The following is a 5,511-nucleotide window of genomic DNA, read 5'->3' as shown; positions in this document are numbered from 1 at the left end:
CGCCGGGCCGGTGCTGTCCGACTACTTCCAGAGCCGCCATGAGGCGCGCGGCGTGGCGTTCGAGCTGTCGGCCAATGTGGCGGCCATCGAGGCGGACGGCGTGCGGCTGGCCGACGGGAGGTTGATCGCGGCGAATACGGTGCTGGTCGGGATCGGGGCCTATGCGGACCTGGAGCTGGCCCAGGCGGCGGGGCTGGAATGCTCGGATGGCGTGGTGGTCGATCTGGATGCGCGCACGAGCGACCCGGCGGTCTTCGCCGTGGGCGACATGACGCATCGCCCTCTGCCGCTCTATGGCCGCAGCGCGCGGCTGGAGAGCGTGCCGAGTGCGCTGGAACAGGCCAAGCAGGCGGCCTCGGCCCTCTGCGGGCGGCCGCGTCCGGCCGACGAGGTGCCGTGGTTCTGGTCGGACCAGTATGAGCTGAAGCTGCAGATCGCGGGGCTGGCCTGGGACTGCGACATGGTCGTGGAGCGCGGGGACCGGGCGGCGGACAGCTTCGCCCTGTTTCATCTGAAGGACGGCGTCGTGCGGGCGGTCGAGGCGGTCAACGCCGCGCCGGAGTTCATGGGGGGGCGCCAGCTGATCGGGCGCCAGATCGCGGTGGATCCGGCGCGGCTGGCGGATGCATCGGTGCCGATGAAGGCGCTGCTGGCGGGGCCAGCCTGACCGTTTTTCGAACGGGCCTTGCTCCGCTCCCGGACTTGATGGCCAATGCGGCCAGACTGTTTCGGGAGCCCTTCCATGATCGACCGCCGCCGCCTTCTTCTGACCGCCGCCGCAGGCGCGGGTCTGGCCGCCGCCGGCCAGGCGATCGCCGCGCCCGCCCAGTCCGGCGCCGGGGCCCAGCTGCGGGCCGTGATGGACAAGATCGTCGCCGAGACCCTGATGACCTCGCCCGAGCTTCTGACCCAGCTCGGCTTCGACAAGGGGCCAAACGCGGCCATGAAGGCGCGGCTGGATGACCGGTCCCAGGCCAAGGTGCTGGCGGATCGCGAGACCTTCCGGGGCCACATGACCGAGCTGAAGGCCGTGGATCGCGCCGGCCTGAATGCCGAAGAGGCCGTCTGGTACGATTCGCTGGAGTATTTCGGCGACACGGCGGTCAGCGGCTATCGATTCCCCTATGGCGGCGGCGGGTTCGGGCCCTCGCCCTATACGGTCAGCCAGCTGACGGGGTCGTATCAGGCGATCCCGGACTTCCTGGACAGCCAGCATTCCATCGACACGGCCGAGGACGCCGAGGCCTATCTGAGCCGGGTGTCGGCCTTCGCCACGGCGCTGGATCAGGAAACCGAGCGGATGGGGCTGGACTTCGCGGCCGGGGCCGTGCCGCCAGACTTCGTCATCGCCCGCACCCTGACGCAGATGCAGAACCTGATGGCGAACGGGGCCTCGGGCACCACGCTGGTCCAGTCGGTGGTGCGGCGAACGGGCGAGAAGTCGATCCCCGGCGAGTGGGGCAGCCGCGCCGAGGCCATCGTCAACGACGCGGTCTTCCCGGCGCTGAACCGCCAGGCCGAGGCGCTGCGGGCGGTGCAGGCGGGGGCGACGCATGACGCGGGCGTCTGGCGTCTGCCGGACGGCGAGGCCTTCTATCGCTACGGCATCCAGAGCTACACCACGACCAATCTGTCCGGCGACGAGATCCACGAGATCGGGCTCCAGCAACTGGCCGAGCTGTCGGCGCGCGCCGACGTCCTGCTGCGCGCGCAAGGTCTGACGCAGGGATCGGTGGGGGCGCGCATCGCCGCGCTCGGTGATGATCCCCAGTACCTCTATCCGAACACCGACGAGGCCAAGGAACAGCTGCTGGTCGACCTCAACGCCCAGATGGCCGACATGGCGCGGCGCCTGCCGGAATACTTCGGGCGGATTCCGGTGTCGGGGGTGGAGATCCGCCGGGTGCCGGTGGCGATCGAGGCGGGGGCTCCGGGCGGCTACTACAATGCGCCGGCGCTGGATGGGTCGCGGCCGGGCGCCTACTACATCAATCTGCGCGACACGGCGGAGTGGCCCAAGTTCCAGCTGCCGACCCTGACCTATCACGAGGCGGCCCCGGGCCATCACCACCAGATCGCGCTCGCGCAGGAGCGGACCAATGTGCCGCTCCTGATGAAGGTGCTGGGCTTCTCGGCCTACTCCGAGGGCTGGGCGCTCTATGCCGAGCAGCTGGCCGACGAGATGGGGGTCTATGAGAACGATCCCATCGGCCAGATCGGTTATCTGCAGTCGCTGATGTTCCGGGCCACGCGCCTGGTGGTCGACAGCGGCATGCACGCCAAGCGCTGGAGCCGCGAACAGGCGATCCGCTTCATGGTCGATGCGCTCGGCGACGCCGAAAGCGCGGTGACGACCGAGATCGAACGCTACTGCGTCTGGCCCGGCCAGGCCTGTTCCTACAAGCTGGGCCACATCAAGTGGGTGGAGCTGCGGGCCAATGCCCAGCGGGCGCTGGGCGACCGCTTCGACATCCGGGCCTTCCACGACGCGGGCATGAACACGGGCGGGGTGCCGCTGACCGTGCTGGAGCGGGTTATGACGGAGTGGACGGCGGCCCAGGCCGCCTGATCGCGCGGCCCTTGCCAGAGCTCTAGCCCCTCGGCCCGGGCACCGGTCCCGTTACGCTCGATCAGGTCTTCGGGATTTTTCCGGACGCGGCGACCTTGAGGGTCTTTTCGGTCATCGCCGTGTCTCGGCGGATTTCGCCTCGGCATCAGCGAGCACGCGCCGCATCAGTTCCTTGTCGATCAGCACGGGCGCCTCGCAGAACGTCAGGATCCAGCGGCGGACCAGGGTCTCGGTCTCCTCGTCCATGTCGTCTCGTCTCGGGTCGGAATAGCCTTCCGGATCGAGCAGAACCCGGCAACGCGCCCAAGGTTCCGCCTGGCCCCGGGCGGCATGTTCGAGGCAGGGTCAGTGCTCCGCCGCGACCCTTTGCCTCGCGCGTCCCCGCTCGCTATACCCCCCGCCACCTCCCGAGAATTGCTGAACAGGACGAGTGCCGCATGGCCAAGATCAAGGTCGCCAACCCCATCGTGGACATCGACGGCGACGAGATGACCCGCATCATCTGGCAGATGATCAAGGACAAGCTGGTCTTCCCGTTCCTGGACCTGGAGCTTGCCTACTACGACCTGTCGATGGAGAATCGGGACGCCACCGACGACCAGGTGACGATCGACGCGGCCCACGCGATCCAGAAGCACGGCGTCGGCGTGAAGTGCGCCACCATCACCCCGGACGAGGCGCGGGTGAAGGAGTTCGGCCTGAAGAAGATGTGGAAGTCGCCGAATGGCACCATCCGCAACATCCTGGGCGGCGTTGTCTTCCGCGAGCCGATCATCTGCCGCAACGTGCCGCGCCTCGTGCCGGGCTGGACCCAGCCGATCGTCGTCGGCCGTCATGCCTTCGGCGACCAGTACAAGGCCACTGACTTCCTGATGCCGGGCCCCGGCACCCTGACCATCAAGTTCGTCGGCGACGACGGCCAGGTGATCGAGCACGAGGTGTTCAAGGCCCCGTCGGCGGGCGTCGCCATGGGCATGTACAATCTGGACGACTCGATCCGCGACTTCGCCCGGGCCTCGTTCGGCTATGGCCTGGCGCGCGGCTATCCCGTCTATCTGTCGACCAAGAACACGATCCTGAAAGCCTATGACGGCCGCTTCAAGGACATCTTCCAGGAGGTGTTCGACGCCGAATACGCCGACCAGTTCAAGGCGGCGGGCCTGACCTATGAGCACCGCCTGATCGACGACATGGTGGCCGCGGCCATCAAGTGGTCGGGCGGTTTCGTCTGGGCGTGCAAGAACTACGACGGCGACGTGCAGTCCGACGTGGTGGCGCAAGGGTTTGGCTCGCTGGGCTTGATGACCTCGGTCCTGATGACGCCGGACGGCAAGGTGCTGGAGACCGAGGCCGCGCATGGCACGGTCACTCGCCACTATCGCCAGCACCAGAAGGGCGAGGCCACCTCGACCAACTCCATCGCCTCGATTTTCGCCTGGACGCGCGGCTTCAAGCACCGCGCCAAGCTGGACGGCAACGCCGAGCTGGACACCTTCGCCGACACGCTGGAGCGCGTCGTGGTCGAGACCGTCGAGGCCGGCCACATGACCAAGGATCTGGCGCTGCTCGTCGGCGATCAGCAGGGCTGGCTGTCGACCGAGGGTTTCCTCGACAAGGTGGCGGAGAACCTCCGCAAGGAGCTGCCGGACGTCGGTTGATCGAACACGGATCGAAACTTTCGAGCCCCGCCGGAGCCTCTCCGGCGGGGTTTCGTTTGAGCCTCGCCCCGGTCCGTGCATTGATGCAGTTCGCACCGGAGGAGGGGAGACCACCGCGTGAAACGGATCATCGGCAATCTGCTGCTGCTCGCCCTCGTTGTCGCGGTCGTCAGCTTCTTCGTGGCCCCGGCCGTGGCGTTCTTTGGCATCCGCTCGGCGGCCCAGGCCGACGATGTGGCGAGCCTGCAGAGGCTGATCGACTACGGCGCGGTGCGCCAGTCGCTGCGGCCGCAGCTGTCGGGTCGCGCCGAGACCCTGACGCCGGCGCCCTCCTTCATGGAGGACCCGATCGGTGCGGTTCGCCGGCAGTTCGAGGTCGCCGCCGCGCCCGCCGGGCCGGACCCCGACGCCTTCCTGACGCCTGACGCGCTCGACGGCCTCATGCGCGGGGAGGGTCGCTACGCCGTTGTCCGGTCGCCTGCGACGATGCCGGAGGACATCGAGCCCGCGCCTATGCCCAGTCCGAAATACTGGGGGATCAACCTGGCGCGTCTGGCCGTCACCGATGAAGGCGGGTCGGAGACGGTCTTCACCTTCGAGCGGCGCGGCCCGTTCGAGTGGAAGCTGGCCCACATCGGCCTGCCGGATGGGCCGACGCCCGCCGCCCCGGTTCAGGCCCCGGCAGCGGGAGCGAAGAAGTGAAGGGCTGGGTTCGCGGGCTGCTGATCCTGTCGGCGATCGTGGTGGTCGCCGCCTATCTGGCCATGCCGATCCTGACGGTTCGGGCGCTGGTGCGGGCGGCGGAGACGGGGGACGAGGCGGCGCTGGAGCGGCTGGTGGACTTCCCGGCCTTTCGCGAGAGCCTGAAGGAACAGCTGACCGGTCGGCTGATGGCGGAGATGCGCGAGGACGAGCGGACCGACGACAGCGCGCTTGCCGGACTGGGCATGCTGTTCGGCCCGATGCTGGTGGACGGGGCGGTCGACGCCCTCGTCAATCCGCAGGCGATCGCGGCAATGGTCGAGACCGCCGAGGCCCCCGGTCCGGCGGACGCGGTCACGCCGTCCGAGCCTGCGTCGGAGGACGGCGAGATTCGCAAGAGCTACGCCTATCGCGACCTGAACACCTTCGTGCTGGGCCTGACCGATCCGGAACGGCCGGACGAGACGCTGAAGCTGCTGCTCAAGCGCGACGGGCCGTTCGGCTGGAAGCTGGCGGGCGTGGAGTTGCCCAATCCTCCCCCTGAGGGGGAGGTGGCGCCGAGCGAAGCGAGGTGACGGAGGG

The 5,511-nt window shown here is 68.6% G+C and carries 6 protein-coding genes; 5 read left to right on the top strand and 1 reads right to left on the bottom strand.

The window, feature by feature from the left end; genetic code table 11:
* Window positions 1-667 (top strand): oxidoreductase C-terminal domain-containing protein (locus tag IP78_RS11350; RefSeq protein ID WP_197272445.1); only part of this gene is annotated, 667 nt, incomplete at its 5' end.
* A 75-nt stretch (window positions 668-742) separates the two neighbouring features.
* On the top strand, window positions 743-2,569 hold the full coding sequence (locus IP78_RS11345; protein WP_054111794.1) for a DUF885 family protein: 1,827 nt from the start codon (window positions 743-745) through the stop codon (window positions 2,567-2,569).
* Window positions 2,570-2,680: 111 nt separating this feature from the next.
* On the opposite strand, the gene IP78_RS15740 is transcribed toward IP78_RS11345, so the two are convergent.
* Complete coding sequence (locus IP78_RS15740; RefSeq protein WP_255350748.1) at window positions 2,681-2,815, bottom strand: hypothetical protein; 135 nt, start codon at window positions 2,813-2,815, stop codon at window positions 2,681-2,683.
* Between the two features lie 191 nt (window positions 2,816-3,006).
* Between IP78_RS15740 and IP78_RS11340 the strand changes: the two genes are divergently transcribed.
* The 3 genes from IP78_RS11340 to IP78_RS11330 all read left to right on the top strand — a co-directional run bounded on the left by IP78_RS11340 (window position 3,007) and on the right by IP78_RS11330 (window position 5,504).
* Window positions 3,007-4,227, top strand: a complete 1,221-nt coding sequence (locus tag IP78_RS11340) for an NADP-dependent isocitrate dehydrogenase (RefSeq protein WP_054111793.1) — start codon at window positions 3,007-3,009, stop codon at window positions 4,225-4,227.
* Window positions 4,228-4,344: 117 nt separating this feature from the next.
* Window positions 4,345-4,929, top strand: coding sequence for a DUF2939 domain-containing protein (locus tag IP78_RS11335; protein ID WP_054111792.1), 585 nt, complete (start codon window positions 4,345-4,347; stop codon window positions 4,927-4,929).
* Entirely contained in the window at window positions 4,926-5,504 is a 579-nt protein-coding gene (locus IP78_RS11330) for a DUF2939 domain-containing protein (protein ID WP_231680997.1), read from the top strand. Before IP78_RS11335 ends, IP78_RS11330 begins: the two co-directional genes overlap by 4 nt.
* The last annotated feature ends 7 nt before the right edge of the window (window positions 5,505-5,511 follow it).

The organism is Brevundimonas sp. AAP58, assembly GCF_001295975.1.
Lineage (GTDB): Bacteria > Pseudomonadota > Alphaproteobacteria > Caulobacterales > Caulobacteraceae > Brevundimonas.
The sequence above is the reverse complement of the archived record's forward strand: the minus strand, read 5'-3'. Positions and strand labels throughout refer to the sequence as shown.

Bases quoted from the DNA above. Each gene is read 5' to 3' on its own strand.
- IP78_RS11340 (WP_054111793.1), top strand. From the start codon at position 3,007: ATGGCCAAGATCAAGGTCGCCAACCCCATCGTGGACATCGACGGCGAC.
- IP78_RS11345 (WP_054111794.1), top strand. From the start codon at position 743: ATGATCGACCGCCGCCGCCTTCTTCTGACCGCCGCCGCAGGCGCGGGT.
- IP78_RS15740 (WP_255350748.1), bottom strand. From the start codon at position 2,815: ATGGACGAGGAGACCGAGACCCTGGTCCGCCGCTGGATCCTGACGTTC.